The sequence below is a fragment of the Streptomyces sp. NPDC052036 genome (genome assembly GCF_040680495.1).
Lineage (GTDB): Bacteria > Actinomycetota > Actinomycetes > Streptomycetales > Streptomycetaceae > Streptomyces.
In genome coordinates, this window is sequence record NZ_JBFAWW010000002.1 from 1 (window position 1) to 14,586 (window position 14,586).

A 14,586-nucleotide genomic window follows, 5' to 3' on the forward strand; every position below is an offset into this window, starting at 1 on the left:
GACCGGGGGACCCCCGCCCCGAACCGGCATCGGGCGGCCCCCCCCGGGGGGGGCCGCCATCCCCCGAACGGCCGTGGGGACGGGGCCGTGGCCCCGTCCCCGGTGTCACTGGCCGGCGGAAGCGGTCGCCGTCGCGCTCGCGGACGCGTCGTGCCCGGGCTTGCCGGACTCCTCGTGCCCGGGCTTGCCGGACGAGCCCGCCGCGGGCGAGCCCGACGCCGACTTCGAGGGCTTGGCGCTCGTGCTCCCCGACGGCGAGGCGGTGGTGGTCGGCGTGGGGATGTTGCTCGGTCCCCACTTGGTGAAGTAGCTCTCGGCCGGCACCACGTAGGCCCCCAGGCTCACGTCGCCGGTCTTGCTGAAGCTGAACGTGATCTTCTGCGCGTTGCCGTTCTTGACGGAGGCGCCCATGTTGTCCAGGACGGCGGAGACGTTGTCCTTGCCGCCGATGACGAGGGAGCCGCCGGCCGGGACGGTCACCTTGCCCGAGCCCTTGGCGGGGGAGAGGGCGGCGGTGCCGTCGCCGTCCACGCTGATCGAGTCCAGCGTCTCGTCGTCGCGGCCGGTGTTGAAGACGGTCGCCGAGATCACCGCGGGGCCGGTGGCCTTCGGGTCGGGCTGGGTGATGACGAGAGCGTTCTGGACCTTGATGGTGCCGACGCTGGTCGCGGCGTTGTCCGGCTTGACCTCGAGCGTCTGGCTGTCGTTGCCGGCGCCGCATGCGGCGAGCGAGGCGATCGAGAACGCGATGGCGGCGGCGGCGAGGGCGCCGCGTCGAAGGCTGCTGCTCACGGCGGCGGCAACTCCTTGAACGTGGGCGGAGCAGGACGACTCCCTGATAAAGCCGCCCTAAGTGTCTGTCAGCGGCCTTAGGTTACCGAGCCGTTCCCCGGCCGCCGCACCCGACCCTCCCCAAGGGCTCCGAGTTCGTTCGGGAAGGGGGTCCGGCGCGGGTCCTCGGGGATACGGCGCAGGTCGTCGGGAAACCGGTGCGGGGGCGTCGGAAGATACGGCGCGGGGTCGTCGGGGACAGGGTGCGCGCTCGGCGGTGGTCGTCCGCCGAGTCCGTCCCGAACACTCTGACCTCATCGTTCTCACCTGGCTCATCAGCCACTTTGACCTCGACTTGGCCTTCCATTCACATAACCGACTTGCCTCCGTCCGGATTTCCGGCAAGGAATGCGCGGCCAGTACCGGAAATCGATCACAGGGACAACCGGGCGGGGAACAGTACCCGTCTTGATCAATTCCTGATTCGGCCCGGACGCGACGACAGGCACCGAACGGAGTAGCGTAAGTCGAGCGCTTGGGGCCGGACAAAAGGGGACGATCGGGGGTCGGCTGGTGGCCTCCGAAGCGTGTAACGTACGGGTTTCCCCGTGCCCGCAGAGCCGCTCCGACCTGCGAATACCCTCTTCCGCTCTCCCCTCGAAGCACGTTCCTGTCGCGGTTGTCAAGCCCCGAGATATGCCCTGACCTGCGAAAACGCCATTCAGAAGACGCGGTTTCCGTGTTACCCTGGATAGCCACGGAAGGGGTACCTGTCACATGACGTTCAAGGTTGGCGACACCGTGGTCTATCCCCATCACGGGGCCGCGCTGATCGAGGCCATCGAAACTCGTCAGATCAAAGGCGTGGACAAGACCTACTTGGTGCTGAAGGTCGCCCAGGGCGACCTGACGGTGCGTGTGCCAGCGGACAATGCGGAGTTCGTCGGCGTGCGTGATGTGGTCGGTCAGGACGGGCTGGACCGGGTCTTCGAGGTGCTGCGCGCGCCGTACGCCGAGGAGCCCACGAACTGGTCGCGTCGCTACAAGGCAAATCTGGAGAAGCTCGCCTCCGGCGATGTCATCAAGGTCGCGGAAGTCGTGCGTGACCTGTGGCGTCGTGAGCGCGAGCGCGGACTGTCCGCCGGTGAGAAGCGGATGCTCGCCAAGGCCCGGCAGATCCTGGTGAGCGAGCTGGCCCTCGCGGAGAACACGAACGAGGACAAGGCCGAGGCGCTGCTCGACGAGGTCCTCGCGTCCTGACGCCCTTCCGTTCCGCCCGGTTCCCCCGAGGGGCCCCGCCCGGCCTCCGGAGGTGCCTGGCGGACGGACCGGTGCGCAGCACCCATGTATATGCCGCGGTGCCCGATGACGCAGTAGCTGTCGCCGGGCGCTGCGGCATGTTCGTACCCATGGCCACACGTCGTCCCCACAGGCACATGCATACGTGGAAACCACAGGCACATGCATACGTGGAACCTTGCCGGGGTGTGGAGCCCTGTCCGGATGTCCTGCGCCGGGGGGGAAACCCCGATACTTGGCGTGCCGGGCCCGGGCAGCTGGCTCGACCGGATGTCACGGAAGGGTCCGGTCGAGGCTCGCGCCCGGCACTCCCCCCAAGCTCTCTGCTGCGTTCGAGCAGGGGGCACCCCCAGGGCCATACCCATCCCGGCCGAGCACACAAACCTGACAGGAACCGATGTCTGACGATTCGCGTCCTTCACCCACCGGAGTCCTTCCCTCGACGGCGACCCGCATCGCCGCGGTGATTCCGGCCGCCGGCCGGGGAGTTCGCCTCGGTCCGGGCGCCCCCAAGGCACTTCGCACGCTCAACGGCACCCCCATGCTCATCCACGCGGTGCGCGCGATGGCCGCGTCCCGCGCCGTCTCCCTGGTGATCGTCGTGGCCCCGCCGGACGGCGCCGCCGAGGTCAAGTCGCTCCTCGACGCGCACGCGCTGCCCGGGGGCACCCCCGGCGGCAGCTGGGGGAGGACGGACTTCCTCGTCGTGCCCGGCGGGGACACCCGGCAGGAGTCCGTGAAGCTGGGCCTCGACGCGCTGCCGCCGGAGTACGAGATCGTCCTCGTCCATGACGCGGCCCGCCCGCTCGTCCCGGTCGACACGGTGGACGCGGTGATCGACGCAGTACGGGACGGCGCGCCCGCCGTGGTGCCGGCGCTGCCGCTCGCCGACACCGTCAAGGAAGTCGAGCCCGCCGCCACCCCCGGCGAGCCGGAACCGGTGGTCGCCACCCCGGAGCGGGCCCGGCTGCGCGCGGTGCAGACCCCGCAGGGCTTCGATCGCGCCACGCTGGTGCGCGCGCACGAGACGGTGACGGACAACGTCACGGACGACGCGAGCATGGTCGAGCAGCTGGGGCTCGGAGTCGTGGTGGTGCCCGGCCACGAGGAGGCCTTCAAGGTGACGCGGCCCCTGGACCTGGTGCTGGCGGAGGCGGTCCTGGCCCGCAGGAGGCTGAACGATGGCTTCTGAGGCACCGCTGCTGCCGCAGGTGGGCATCGGTACCGACATCCACGCCTTCGAGGAGGGGCGGGAGCTGTGGTGCGCGGGCCTGAAGTGGGAGGGCGAGGGGCCCGGTCTCGCGGGCCACTCGGACGCGGACGTGGTCGCGCACGCCGCGTGCAACGCGCTGTTCTCGGCCGCCGGGCTCGGCGACCTGGGGCAGCACTTCGGGACGGGACGCCCCGAGTGGTCGGGCGCCTCGGGCGTCACGCTGCTGACCGAGGCGGCGCGGATCGTCCGCTCGGCCGGGTTCCGGATCGGGAACATCGCGGTGCAGGTCGTCGGGCCCCGTCCGAAGATCGGCAAGCGCCGCGACGAGGCGCAGAAGATCCTCTCGGAGGCGGCGGGCGCTCCGGTGTCGGTCTCGGGCGCGACGACGGACGGCCTCGGCTTCCCGGGGCGCGGCGAAGGGCTGATGGCGGTCGCCACGGCGCTCGTGGTGCGGGTGGACTGAGGGCGCGGGGGTACCCGAGGGGTCACCAGTGACCGAGGTCCCGGAGGTACCCCATGGCGACCGCCGCTCTGTCCGACCGGCTCAAGGCCCTGCTCGACCGCCCCGTCTTCGTGGTCGTGGGCACGATCCAGCCCGACGGAAGCCCGCAGCTCTCCCCGGTGTGGGTCAAACGGGACGGTGATCAGCTCCTGCTCTCCACCACCGTGGACCGCCGCAAGAAGCAGAACCTGGACCGCGACCCCCGGGTGAGCGTCGTCGTCCAGGACCCCGATTCGCCGTACGAGTACGCCGAGATCAGGGGGACCGCGGAGCTCACGTCCCAGGGCGCCCCGGAACTCATCGACGAGCTGTCGCTGAAGTACACCGGGAAGAAGTACGCGGAGTTCAACCCGGACTCGATGCGGGACGCCGAGCGGGTGGTGGTGCGGATCGTTCCGCGGAAGGTGGCCGGGGGTCTGTGAGAGCGGCTTTCCGGTGCCCCTGACGCCGGTCACGAATGCGCGCCCCTTGGCGGCAAGGGGCGTGAGGCACTCCCCGCGGCCCACTACTCTGGACACGTGACTATTCGCCTGTACGACACCAGCGCCCGGCAGATCCGTGACTTCACCCCGCTCCAGCCGGGTTGTGTCTCGATCTACCTGTGTGGTGCCACCGTGCAGGCGCCGCCGCACATCGGGCACATCCGCTCCGGCCTGAACTTCGACATCATGCGCCGCTGGTTCGAGTACCGCGGCTTCGACGTGACGTTCATCCGCAATGTCACGGACATCGACGACAAGATCATCAGGAAGGCGCACGAGCAGAACCGCCCGTGGTGGGCCATCGGCTACGAGAACGAGCGCGCCTTCAACGACGGCTACCGCGCCCTCGGTTGCCTGCCGCCCACCTACGAGCCCCGCGCCACCGGCCATGTGCCCGAGATGATCGAGATGATGCGCGGGCTCATCGAGCGCGGACACGCCTACGAGGCCGAGGGCAACGTCTACTTCGACGTGCGCTCCCTGCCCGGCTATCTGTCGCTGTCCAAGCAGGAGCTCGACGATCTGCGCCAGCCCTCCGAGGAGGGCGAGACCGGCAAGCGCGACCCGCGTGACTTCGCCATGTGGAAGGCCGTGAAGCCGGGCGAGCCGAGCTGGGAGACGCCCTGGGGACGGGGCCGCCCGGGCTGGCACCTGGAGTGCTCGGCGATGGCCCACAAGTACCTCGGGCCCGTCTTCGACATCCACGGCGGCGGCATCGACCTGATCTTCCCCCACCATGAGAACGAGATCGCCCAGGCCAAGGGCTTCGGCGACGACTTCGCCCGGTACTGGGTGCACAACGCCTGGGTCACCATGAGCGGCGAGAAGATGTCGAAGTCGCTCGGCAACTCGGTGCTCGTCTCCGAGATGGTCAAGCGCTGGCGTCCCATCGTGCTGCGCTACTACCTGGGCACCCCGCACTACCGCTCGATGATCGAGTACAGCGAGGACGCCCTGCTGGAGGCCGAGTCCGCGTTCGCCCGGATCGAGGGCTTCATGCAGCGCGTCGTGGAGAAGGCCGGCGGTGCCGTCGAGCCCGCCGACGAGGTGCCGCCCGCCTTCGCCGAGGCGATGGACGACGACCTGGGCGTGCCGCAGGCGCTGGCCGTCGTGCACACCACCGTCCGGCAGGGCAACAGCGCGCTGGCCGCCGACGACAAGGAGGCCGCCGTGGCCCGGCTCGCCGAGGTGCGGGCCATGCTCGGCGTCCTCGGCCTCGACCCGCTCGACGCGCGGTGGTCCGGGGAGGACGACCGGGGCGAGGATCTGCACGGGGTCGTCGACAGCCTCGTGGGCCTGGTGCTCCAGCAGCGCGAGGCCGCCCGGGCCCGCAAGGACTGGACCACTGCGGACGCCATCCGCGACCAGCTGAACCAGTCGGGTCTCGTCATCGAGGACAGCCCCGAGGGGCCGCGCTGGACGCTCGGCTCACGCTGATCGCGCCCCGGCGACTCCTTGATCGATTGTGCCGCCCGGCCCTCCGGGCGGCACACTGCATAGACGTACATACGAAAGCTTCAACAGACGGGTAGGTCATGGCCGCGAACAACCGCCGCATGTCCGGCAAGAAGGGCGCGCAGGTCGGCAGCGGCGGCAAGCGGCGCCGCGGCCTGGAGGGCAAGGGCCCGACCCCGCCCGCCGAGATGCGCAAGGGACACGCCAAGCAGCGTGCCGCCCAGGCGAAGGCGCGCCGTGTCCAGGGGCGCCCCCAGCGTCGTACGGGCGGAAAGACGTCGTCCGAGCTGGTCGTCGGGCGCAACCCGGTCGTCGAGGCGCTCCGCGAGGGCGTGCCCGCCTCCACGCTGTACGTCCAGCAGTTCATCGACAGCGACGAGCGGGTGCGCGAGGCGCTGCAGCTCGCGGCGGAGCGCGGCGGGATCAACCTCATGGAGGCCCCCCGGCCCGAGCTGGACCGTATGACGAACGGCCTCAACCACCAGGGGCTGGTCCTGCAGGTCCCGCCGTACGAGTACGCGCACCCCGAGGACCTCGTCGACGCCGCGTTCGACGAGGGCGAGGACCCGCTGATCGTCGCCCTCGACGGGGTGACCGACCCGCGGAACCTGGGCGCGGTCGTGCGATCCGTCTCGGCCTTCGGCGGGCACGGCGTCGTCGTGCCCGAGCGGCGTGCGGCCGGGATGACCGCCGGTGCGTGGAAGACGTCCGCCGGTACGGCCGCCCGTACGCCCGTCGCACGCGCCACCAATCTGACGCGCACCCTGGAGGCGTACAAGAAGGCGGGCATCACCGTCGTCGGGCTCGCCGCGGACGGGGAGGCCGAACTCGGCGACCTGGACGCCCTTCAGGGGCCGGTCGCGATCGTGGTCGGCAGCGAGGGCAAGGGCCTGTCGCGGCTGGTCGGCGAGACCTGCGACTTCCGGGTGCGGATCCCGATGCCGGGCGGCGCCGAGTCGCTCAACGCGGGTGTGGCCGCGGGCATCGTGCTGTACGAGGCGGCCCGCAGGCGCGCCTGAGGCCGACGGCCGCCGGGCCTGGACAGACCGCTCCGACAGGCCCGGACGACCGTTCGTATGCTCACCCGTACGAGGGAAACCGGTCGTACAGGACAAGCTTGACGGGGTCCGGACAGATCCACGCGGTCAAAGCAGTGTCCTATCCACACGTCACTCGGTTAGATGAGTGTGGACACCAGAACACGCCGCACACCCACGGGGGAGCGGTCGTCGGGATTCGACGACACCCCCGCGCTGAGCATGGTGAAGGTGCCGAGCGATCCGGCGCAGGTCATCGTCAATCATGCGAGCTTCCGCGTGAGGTTGGGCGCGTCGACACGGCGCGCCCCGTCCCCGCACGCGGCGCGGCAGCTGAGCGGCCCCCAGGACGCCGGTGCCGTGGGCCGTCGTCGTCCCGTCGTGTGGAGCGGGAAGTCCGCGCCCGACGACAGCGGAGCCCACCGGCTGCTGCAGGCCGTACGGAGCCAGACCATCGGCCACGGCGAGGATCCGGGCGGCGACGGGGGCGCGACCCAGCTCATGTCCCGCCTCGACGTGCGGGGCCTGCCCGGCCACGGCTACGACTCCGGCGCGACCCGGCTGCTGCCGCACATGCGGAACGCGGGCAGCACGTACGACGAACCGGTCCACACGCAACCGCTCTACGGCGGACCGGCCTACGACGACTCGCCCTACACCGACTCGCCGTACGCCGACCCGTCCTACGACGAACCGGCCTACGGCGACCCGTCCTACGACGAACCGGCCTATGGCGACCCGTCCTACGACGCCCCGGGCCACGGCCTGCCGGGCCACGGCGAACCGCCCTACGGCGAATCGCCTTACGGCGGCCCCCTGTTCAGGGACGAGGTCCCGGTCGCGGAACCGGGGCCCAGGGGCAGGCGGCGCTGTGGCACCCCGGCCACGTCCGCCGCCGCGGCGGGGGTGCGGCACGCCTACTACCCGGGCCGCCGGATGAACCTCGGCGTGGTGCTGCTGCCGCTGCGTATCTTCCTGGGCTCCATCTCCGCCTACGCCGGCATGGGCAAGCTCTGCGACCCCGTCTACTTCGACGGCGGCAAGCGGGGCTCCATGGTCACCTGGCTCAACACGCTCCACCCCTGGCAAGTCGCCGAGCCGATGCGCCAGTTCGCGCTTGAGCACCCCGTCGGGACCGGGCTCGTCATCGCCTTCCTCCAGGTGATCGCGGGCGTACTCACGGTCCTCGGCCTGTGGCAGCGGGTCGCGGCCGCGGTCGGCGCGCTGCTGTCCGCGGCGCTCATCGTCACCGTGAGCTGGCGGACGGCCCCCGCGTACGACGCGCCCGACATCATCTACCTCGCGGCCTGGTCGCCGCTGGTCATCGCCGGGGCGCCGGTGTACTCCGTGGACGCCCGGCTCGCGGGCGGCGCATGGCGCAGGCTCGGTCCGCGGGCGGACATCTGGGAGCTGCGGCGCTATGTGCTGCGCCGGGGCGCGCTGCTGGCCGCGCTCGTGACCGGGGTGACGCTGCTCGTCGGGTCGCTGCTCGGCGGGGCGGTGCGGGACGCGGACCGCGTGGTCGTCCCCGGCCCCGGAGAGGCACCGCGTAACGAGCTGCCGGGCTCGCCGCTGCCCGGGACGCCGGGCGGGCGGCAGCACCCGTCGAGCCCCTCGGCCTCGCGGCCCTCGGCGACACGGGGGACGACCTCGTCCCCGCCGTCGAGCGAGGTCACCACGCCGGGTACGGCCGGGGCGACCGGCACCGCCACCGGCGGCCAGCCGAGTCAGACCCAGGGCACCGCGGGCCAGGCCCCGCCGCAGCACTCGGCACCGTCGCGGCAGGCGCCCAGCACCAGCGCCGGGCCGTCCTCCTCGGGCGGCAGCGGCACGGGCGGCCCGACGGGCGGTGCGAGCGGCAGCAGCGGTGGCGGCGGAGGAAGCAGCTCCGGAGGCTCGGACCACCTGGTGGGCGGCCTCCTGGGCTGACCCCGACCGGGTTTCGGGAAGGCAGGGCCCCGCATGTTGGAGGTGCGGGGCCCTTCTCCTGCCGTGGGGCGGGCGAGGACGTGGTGCCGTAGGGTCCGTGCAACGTCAGCGGCGCTTGCGGATCTCCAGGTAGCGCTGCGCGACGTCGGCCAGGAACCAGTCAGGCACGGTGTCGGGGGCCGGGGCCGGGTCAGCGGCCCAGGGTCGCCAGTTCCTTGGCCGCCTCCGTGAGGTCCTTCGCCGTGTCGATGGCCCGCCAGTAGGCGCCCTGCGGGAGGGGGAAGCCGGCCAGGCGGCGTTCCCGGGCCAGCCGGGGAAAGGTCGTACGCTCGTGGTCGCCGCGCTCGGGGAGCATCTTGGCGAACTCGGCGGAGAACACGTAGACACCCGCGTTGATCTCGAACGTCGACGGCGGGGCCTCGATGAAGTCCGTGACGTGCCCGAAGCCGTCCGTCTTGACGGCACCCCACGGGATGCGCGGCCGGGCCAGCGCGAGCGTGGCGGCCGCGCCACGCTCGGTGTGGAAGTCCGCCATGTCCCGCAGCGAGAACCGGGTCCAGATGTCGCCGTTGGTGGCGTACCACGATTGGTCGGGGTGCGGCAGATGCTCGGCGGCGTAGCGCAGACCGCCGCCACGGCCGAGCGGCTCCGCCTCGACGACCGTCTTGACATGCACGGGCAGATCGGTGGAGTCCAGCCACCGCTGGAGGACGTCGGCGAGGTGGCCGCAGGAGACCACGACGTCCGTCACACCCTCTTCGGCGAGCCAGGCGAGCTGGTGGCCGATGATCGGGGTCCCGGTGCCCGGGATCTCCACCATCGGCTTGGGCCGGTCATCGGTGTACGGACGCAGCCGTGAGCCCTGGCCCCCGGCCAGGATGACGGCTTGAACGGGGCGCGAGGCGGCGTTCGGATCGGTCATGACCGAACTGTACGTCGCGCGCCCCGTCCGCGGTCCGGGCGGTCGGCGGGCTCAGCCGCGCCGTGCGGCCACGCCCGAGGCGAAGGAGGTGTCGCAGACCGGGCGGGCGTAGGACTGGGCGCGCGTGGGGCCGTAGATACGGACGGCGGCGCGACCGAGCGCGCGGGCGATGGACGCGCAGTGCCTCGCCAGCGACGGGCGGCCGTTGACCGCCTGCTGGAGGTGGGTGAGCGCGACGCCCGGGTTCCGGTCCTGGAGCTCCAGCAGGAGCTTGTCGCGCAGCACGTCCTGCGGGGCGCGGGAGGAGGCGCGCGTGGAGACGTCTGCGGCGGACGCGGCGAGCACCGAGTTCGACGAGCCCCCCGACCAGTTCACGCGGGTGACCGCGAGGGTCCCGGACAGCACCAGGACGACGGGCAGGACGAGGGCCAGGGTGCGACCGATCCGGCGGGCGGGGCCACGGCCGCGCCGTGTCCGAAGAGTAGTGGTGTGCTTCACGCGAGTGAGGGTAGCGCGGGGTAGTGATTTGGCGACATTTAGTCACCGGTTCGGGGGATGGGGAGGCGGGGATTTCCGGGTAGAGGGTTGACGTTCTTGGTCGAAATGCCGCGTATGCCGGGGTATTTGTCGTCGGCTGCCGATGGCCGCCGATGACTGTTGACGGCTGTCGTCGGTTGTTGACGGCGGCCGACGGCTGTCGACAGCGAAGAGGGCCCCGCGGCTGGCCGCAGGGCCCTCTTCGTCCTTCCGGTCCCGCCGGTGGGCGGACCTCAGTCGGAGAGGCGCTCGCCGGTCGAGGTCGAGAACACGTGGGTCTCGCCCGGCCGCGGCACGATGTGCAGCTGAGCGCCCTTCTCCGGCACCTGGCGGCCGCCGACACGGACGACCAGGTCCTTGGCCTCGCCGCCGACCTCGGCGGAGCCGTAGACATAGCCGTCGGCGCCGAGTTCCTCGACGACGTTCACGGAGATGGCGAGGCCGGCCGGGGCGTCCTCGGCGTCCTTGGACAGCGAGGCGGCGGCGGAGCCGCCCAGCTCGACCACGTCGAAGTGCTCGGGGCGGACGCCGACCGTGACCGTGCGGTCACCCTTGTCGGTGGCGGCCTTGAGGGCCTCGCGGTTGACCGGCACCACGCTGTTGCCGAACTTCACGCCGCCGTCCGTGATCGGGACCTCGACGAGGTTCATCGCCGGGGAGCCGATGAAGCCGGCGACGAAGAGGTTGGCCGGGCGGTCGTACATGTTGCGCGGCGAGTCCACCTGCTGGAGCAGGCCGTCCTTCAGTACGGCCACGCGGTCGCCCATCGTCATGGCCTCGACCTGGTCGTGGGTCACGTACACCGTGGTGATGCCGAGACGACGCTGGAGCGACGCGATCTGCGTACGGGTGGAGACGCGGAGCTTGGCGTCCAGGTTGGACAGCGGCTCGTCCATCAGGAAGACCTGCGGCTCGCGCACGATGGCGCGGCCCATGGCGACACGCTGACGCTGACCGCCGGAGAGCGCCTTCGGCTTGCGGTCCAGGTACTCGGTGAGGTCGAGGATCTTCGCGGCCTCCTCGACCTTCTTGCGGATCTCCGCCTTCGCCACACCGGCGATCTTGAGCGCGAAGCCCATGTTGTCGGCGACCGTCATGTGCGGGTAGAGCGCGTAGTTCTGGAACACCATGGCGATGTCCCGGTCCTTGGGCGGCAGATGCGTGACCTCACGGTCGCCGATCCGGATGGCGCCGGCGTTCACGTCCTCGAGCCCCGCCAGCATGCGGAGCGAGGTGGACTTGCCGCAGCCGGACGGGCCGACCAGGACGAGGAACTCCCCGTCCTCGATCTCGATGTCGAGTGCGTCGACGGCGGGCTTGGTGGAACCCGGGTATATCCGGGTCGCCTTGTCGAACGAGACAGTGGCCATGGTGAATGGGCCCCCTTCACCGGCAGGAACGTGCCGGACGATCCGTTGTAAAGGTGGTGTGCCACCACGGGGGTTCCGTTGTGGCGTAGTCCACAAGAGTGAACTGGCTCAGGACCGTACCTGCCCTTCACCTGCTCTGTCAGTACCCGAGCGACTGTGAACTTCGCGGAAATTTTCGACGGTCCCGTGCCGGGACCTGGGTACACTGCACGGGCACGCATGTGCACGCCTCCTTAGCTCAGCTGGTCAGAGCACCGCTCTTGTAAAGCGAAGGTCGTCGGTTCGAATCCGACAGGGGGCTCACCTTCTGACCCGCGTCGGAGCATGAAACGGGCCCACCGGAGACCATCTCCGATGGGCCTGTTTAGCGTCGATGGGAACGCCATGGGAGCGAGGCGTCAGGCGGCGTCCTCGCTGGGAACGCCGGTGGGGTTCTCGGCCGTCAGAGCACCGGCCCTCGCGTCCGGCTCGTGGGCCACGTCACGGCGCGCCGGGGACTTGCGCGGAACCAGAGCAAGCGGAGCCTCGGCCTGGGCGTCCTCGAACTGCGGCAGCACCGACGTGTACGTGTCGGCGGTCAGCGAGTACGAGCCGTGCCCCAGCAGAGTCTGGATGGCCTTCATGTGCAGGCCAGCGGCCAGCGACAGCGTCGCCGCGCAGTGCCGCAGGTCGTGCAGCCGCACCGGCGGCAGGCCGAGCCTCGTCACCAGGCGCGTGAACGTCTGCGACAGGTGCTCCGGGTGGTAGGCGCGGCCGTCCTCCCAGGTGAACACCAGGCCTGTGTCCTTCCACGTCTTGGCGCTCTCCTCCCACTCGGCGCGCTCCCCCGCCTGCCGCTCGCGCCACAGTTCCAGCAGCTTCCGCGTCTCCGAGTCCAGCTTGATCGTCCGCTCGCCGCTCTCGCTCTTGGGGGTGTCCTCCCACACGTCGTACGACGCGACGACCAGCTGCTCGCTGATGTGCACGGTGCCGTGTGTCAGGTCGGTCTCCGCCCACGGCAGGCCGGCAGCCTCGCCGCGGCGCAGGCCACGGAAGATCATCAGGTGGAACATCGAGTACAGGCGGTGCTCCGCGACGGCGTCCAGGACAACGACGGCCTGATCGCCGACCGGTTCATGGTCGAGTCGCTCGACGAGGTGATCCAGCGCACGCTGCGTCCCACCAACCGACCGTGGCCGGGGCCGGTCTTCGCGCCGGGCAGCGAGCAGCTGTACAACAACTTCAACTACCGGCTGGCAGGCCGGATCATCGAGCAGGTCACCGGTCACTCGATCAAGGACGAGGTGACCGCCCGCATCCTGCGCCCGCTCGGCTTGCGGCACACCGACGTGACCGAAGGCGCTCCGCAGATGCCAACCCGCACCTGGCCGGCTACCTCCCCGACGACGCCGGCACCCCGGTGGACGTCTCCGCGCAGGGCGGCAACCCCGAGTCGATGGTCTCCACCCCCGCCGACCTGGACCGCTTCCTGCGCGCACTGCTGGACGGCGAATTCCTGCCGCCGCAGCAGGTGCGCGACCTGCTCACCCTGCCGCGCGACGCCGCCGGACAGCTGGTTCCCTCGCTCACCCCTGGTGACTGCCAGTTCGGACCGGACAAGGGCCGGGCCTGCTACAGCGCCGGGCTGATGGCCATCCCTCTGCAGGACGGCACGGTGGTGTGGGGCAAGACCGGTCACGATCTCGGTTACTCCGACGGGTTTTTCGCGACCCCGGACCTGAGCCGGCGCCTGATCTATTCGTCCGGCAGCACCGGCAGCACCGGCAGCACCGGCAGCACCGGCGGCACTCCGGCGCCAGCCCTCCGGCTCGCCATGACCGTGTTCGGCCCCTTTGCCCGCTGAGCCCGACCGCCAACGAGCCACCAGCTTCAACGAGCGCGGACGGGCCCGGGGCCTGCCAGTGACACCGACCGCGCTGAGTGCCTGGCTGAAATGCCTGCTCACCGCGTGGTCGGGCCGCCGTCGATCACGCGTAATAGGTCAGGAAGGTGGAACGGCACCGTTGCCGATACCAACTCAGGCAAGCTCGCAGGAGAGCCGGGGAAGTGCAAGCGCTGTTTCAGCAGCACGTGCAGTTCCACGGCGGTGCAGACGCCGGAGTGGTCGACCATCACCCTTCGTGGTCACAACGCGGACCCCGCAGATGAATACGCGACACCTCAACATGTGCGCTTACCAGTCCCGGACCCGAACCTCAGGGGCATCCGCGACCGCGCCCTGGTGCTCATGCACTTCGCCGTCGCCGGCCGCGAGCACGAACTCGCCTTCAACCGGGTGCGCGACTACGCCGAGGCCCCCGGCGGCATCCAGGCCGACCTGCGCGTGTCCAAGGTCCGGCCCCGCGTCGTCCCGGTCCCCTACGGCTCCCGGCCCTCGATCTGCCCGGTGAGAGCCTGGCAGGCGTGGAAGGAGCCGCCGGCCTCACCGACCCGGACGGATACGCCTGGCGCCGCCTGCACAACCGCTGGCACACCGTCCTGGAGGGCGGCCTGCAGCCCGCGGCGATCGGCGACGTCGTCACCCGCGCCGGCGAGCGCGCGGGGATCGAGATCCGATTCACCGGCCACAGCCCCCGCCGCGGCCTGGCGACGTCCTCCCGGCTGAAGGGCCACGACCAGATCGTCATCGCCAAGCAGGACGGATGGGCCCCGCACTCCAAGGTCCTCGCGGGCTACCAGCGGGTCCTGCAGCAGCAGGTGGCCGCGCAGGAGCCCGGCGTGTGGGCGACCAGCGTGGCCGAGGTGCCGCCGCTGGTCGGCCTGCAGGAGGCGACCCAGCTGTTCGGTCTGACCAGCCAGCAGAACCTGTCGGCGGTGGTGCGTCAAGGTCGGTGTGCGCCGGCGGACTACCAGCTGTCGGGGTCGCCGCTGTGGCTGTTGGACACGCTCATCGAAGCCGCCCCCGACATCCGGGCGAAGTCCCGCACCGTGATGTGGGCGATCGCTCCGCAGGTCGAGGCGGCGCTGCGGCAGGGCCGCTATACCGGCCCCGGCTCCGTGATCGTCCCACGTGGGCGCGCCGCGAAGGCCCTCTGACGCGCAAGTAGCAGTCGGCCACCGACCGGTTGG

Annotated in this window: 15 protein-coding genes, 1 tRNA gene and 1 pseudogene; 11 read left to right on the plus strand and 6 right to left on the minus strand. The window is 71.0% G+C overall.

The features are described from left to right. Positions 1-105 precede the first annotated feature (105 nt). The gene (locus tag AB0L95_RS04025) at positions 106-792 is read right to left on the minus strand and encodes a DUF461 domain-containing protein (protein WP_365156556.1); all 687 of its coding nucleotides are present in this window, start codon (positions 790-792) and stop codon (positions 106-108) included. 756 nt (positions 793-1,548) lie between these two features. On the opposite strand from AB0L95_RS04025, the gene AB0L95_RS04030 reads away from it, so the two are divergent. The 7 genes from AB0L95_RS04030 to AB0L95_RS04060 all read left to right on the plus strand — a co-directional run bounded on the left by AB0L95_RS04030 (position 1,549) and on the right by AB0L95_RS04060 (position 8,688). Beyond that, positions 1,549-2,031: a CarD family transcriptional regulator gene (locus AB0L95_RS04030; protein ID WP_003953493.1), complete on the plus strand. Its 483-nt coding sequence runs from the start codon at positions 1,549-1,551 to the stop codon at positions 2,029-2,031. Positions 2,032-2,467: 436 nt separating this feature from the next. Then, positions 2,468-3,262: a 2-C-methyl-D-erythritol 4-phosphate cytidylyltransferase gene (gene ispD, locus AB0L95_RS04035; protein WP_365156559.1), complete on the plus strand. Its 795-nt coding sequence runs from the start codon at positions 2,468-2,470 to the stop codon at positions 3,260-3,262. After that, positions 3,252-3,746 (plus strand): 2-C-methyl-D-erythritol 2,4-cyclodiphosphate synthase, encoded by a 495-nt coding sequence (gene ispF / locus AB0L95_RS04040; protein ID WP_365156562.1) that lies wholly within the window; start codon positions 3,252-3,254, stop codon positions 3,744-3,746. Before ispD ends, ispF begins: the two co-directional genes overlap by 11 nt. A 53-nt stretch (positions 3,747-3,799) precedes the next feature. Further along, positions 3,800-4,207, plus strand: a complete 408-nt coding sequence (locus AB0L95_RS04045; protein WP_365156565.1) for a PPOX class F420-dependent oxidoreductase — start codon at positions 3,800-3,802, stop codon at positions 4,205-4,207. Between the two features lie 96 nt (positions 4,208-4,303). Beyond that, the gene (cysS, locus tag AB0L95_RS04050; RefSeq protein ID WP_365156567.1) at positions 4,304-5,704 is read left to right on the plus strand and encodes a cysteine--tRNA ligase; all 1,401 of its coding nucleotides are present in this window, start codon (positions 4,304-4,306) and stop codon (positions 5,702-5,704) included. Positions 5,705-5,802: 98 nt separating this feature from the next. After that, positions 5,803-6,741 (plus strand): 23S rRNA (guanosine(2251)-2'-O)-methyltransferase RlmB, encoded by a 939-nt coding sequence (gene rlmB, locus AB0L95_RS04055; protein ID WP_365156570.1) that lies wholly within the window; start codon positions 5,803-5,805, stop codon positions 6,739-6,741. Between the two features lie 168 nt (positions 6,742-6,909). Further along, positions 6,910-8,688 carry a DoxX family membrane protein gene (locus AB0L95_RS04060; RefSeq protein ID WP_365157725.1) on the plus strand — a complete coding sequence of 593 codons (1,779 nt, stop codon included), beginning with the start codon at positions 6,910-6,912 and terminating at the stop codon, positions 8,686-8,688. Between the two features lie 190 nt (positions 8,689-8,878). Here AB0L95_RS04060 and AB0L95_RS04065 read toward each other — a convergent pair whose 3' ends face one another. The 3 genes from AB0L95_RS04065 to ugpC form a co-directional block, all read right to left on the minus strand. After that, entirely contained in the window at positions 8,879-9,610 is a 732-nt protein-coding gene (locus AB0L95_RS04065) for a nucleotidyltransferase family protein (RefSeq protein ID WP_365156573.1), read from the minus strand. A 51-nt stretch (positions 9,611-9,661) separates the two neighbouring features. Next, on the minus strand, positions 9,662-10,108 hold the full coding sequence (locus tag AB0L95_RS04070; protein ID WP_365156576.1) for a hypothetical protein: 447 nt from the start codon (positions 10,106-10,108) through the stop codon (positions 9,662-9,664). A 272-nt stretch (positions 10,109-10,380) separates the two neighbouring features. Then, positions 10,381-11,517, minus strand: coding sequence for a sn-glycerol-3-phosphate ABC transporter ATP-binding protein UgpC (ugpC, locus tag AB0L95_RS04075; RefSeq protein WP_365156579.1), 1,137 nt, complete (start codon positions 11,515-11,517; stop codon positions 10,381-10,383). A gap of 227 nt (positions 11,518-11,744) precedes the next feature. On the opposite strand from ugpC, the gene AB0L95_RS04080 reads away from it, so the two are divergent. After that, positions 11,745-11,818 (plus strand) — tRNA-Thr (locus tag AB0L95_RS04080). Positions 11,819-11,915: 97 nt separating this feature from the next. On the opposite strand, the gene AB0L95_RS04085 is transcribed toward AB0L95_RS04080, so the two are convergent. Further along, on the minus strand, positions 11,916-12,785 hold the full coding sequence (locus AB0L95_RS04085) for a site-specific integrase (RefSeq protein ID WP_365156581.1): 870 nt from the start codon (positions 12,783-12,785) through the stop codon (positions 11,916-11,918). Between AB0L95_RS04085 and AB0L95_RS04090 the strand changes: the two are divergent. Next, a pseudogene (locus AB0L95_RS04090) lies at positions 12,750-12,869 on the plus strand (serine hydrolase); the annotation flags it as partial. The gene AB0L95_RS04085 and the pseudogene AB0L95_RS04090 sit on opposite strands and share 36 nt — an antisense overlap. A gap of 83 nt (positions 12,870-12,952) precedes the next feature. Beyond that, the gene (locus tag AB0L95_RS04095) at positions 12,953-13,360 is read left to right on the plus strand and encodes a hypothetical protein (protein WP_365157806.1); all 408 of its coding nucleotides are present in this window, start codon (positions 12,953-12,955) and stop codon (positions 13,358-13,360) included. Between the two features lie 98 nt (positions 13,361-13,458). On the opposite strand, the gene AB0L95_RS04100 is transcribed toward AB0L95_RS04095, so the two are convergent. Then, positions 13,459-13,629, minus strand: a complete 171-nt coding sequence (locus AB0L95_RS04100; RefSeq protein WP_365156584.1) for a hypothetical protein — start codon at positions 13,627-13,629, stop codon at positions 13,459-13,461. A gap of 291 nt (positions 13,630-13,920) precedes the next feature. Between AB0L95_RS04100 and AB0L95_RS04105 the strand changes: the two genes are divergently transcribed. Further along, positions 13,921-14,553 (plus strand): hypothetical protein, encoded by a 633-nt coding sequence (locus AB0L95_RS04105; RefSeq protein ID WP_365156587.1) that lies wholly within the window; start codon positions 13,921-13,923, stop codon positions 14,551-14,553. Positions 14,554-14,586: the final 33 nt, after the last annotated feature.

Coding starts and splice junctions, on each gene's coding strand:
- AB0L95_RS04100 (WP_365156584.1), bottom strand. CDS start 13,629: ATGGTCGACCACTCCGGCGTCTGCACCGCCGTGGAACTGCACGTGCTG.
- ispD (WP_365156559.1), top strand. CDS start 2,468: ATGTCTGACGATTCGCGTCCTTCACCCACCGGAGTCCTTCCCTCGACG.
- AB0L95_RS04065 (WP_365156573.1), bottom strand. CDS start 9,610: ATGACCGATCCGAACGCCGCCTCGCGCCCCGTTCAAGCCGTCATCCTG.
- ugpC (WP_365156579.1), bottom strand. CDS start 11,517: ATGGCCACTGTCTCGTTCGACAAGGCGACCCGGATATACCCGGGTTCC.
- AB0L95_RS04095 (WP_365157806.1), top strand. CDS start 12,953: ATGGTCTCCACCCCCGCCGACCTGGACCGCTTCCTGCGCGCACTGCTG.
- AB0L95_RS04030 (WP_003953493.1), top strand. CDS start 1,549: ATGACGTTCAAGGTTGGCGACACCGTGGTCTATCCCCATCACGGGGCC.
- rlmB (WP_365156570.1), top strand. CDS start 5,803: ATGGCCGCGAACAACCGCCGCATGTCCGGCAAGAAGGGCGCGCAGGTC.
- ispF (WP_365156562.1), top strand. CDS start 3,252: ATGGCTTCTGAGGCACCGCTGCTGCCGCAGGTGGGCATCGGTACCGAC.
- AB0L95_RS04045 (WP_365156565.1), top strand. CDS start 3,800: ATGGCGACCGCCGCTCTGTCCGACCGGCTCAAGGCCCTGCTCGACCGC.